Origin of the sequence: Neisseria sp. P0008.S004, assembly GCF_051962755.1 — a bacterium.
Classification (GTDB): domain Bacteria; phylum Pseudomonadota; class Gammaproteobacteria; order Burkholderiales; family Neisseriaceae; genus Neisseria; species Neisseria subflava_A.
Map to the genome: position 1 here is coordinate 1 of NZ_JBQCUZ010000068.1, position 227 is coordinate 227.

General features: G+C 44.9%; 1 protein-coding gene. It reads left to right on the forward strand.

Going from position 1 to position 227, the window contains the following annotated elements; all coding sequences use genetic code 11:
* A partial coding sequence (locus ACTHSW_RS10970) for a hypothetical protein (RefSeq protein ID WP_440365327.1) occupies window positions 1-227 on the forward strand: 227 nt, incomplete at both ends.

A 227-nucleotide genomic window follows, 5' to 3' on the forward strand; every position in this document is an offset into this window, starting at 1 on the left:
GACATCGTTGACTTGGCACAAGCAGGTCTGAAAGCAACTGAGGCTTTGGAAGCCAACCGTAAAGATATTGATGCCAATAAAAAATACATCGGTGATCTCGCATTAGCCGGCAAAGCAGCAGCTGACGCTTTAGAAGCTAACCGTCAAGACATCGACGCCAATAAAGCAGCAATCGCTGAAAATACTGCCAAACTTGAAGAGCAAAAAGAAGCTAACGAAGGCTTCAA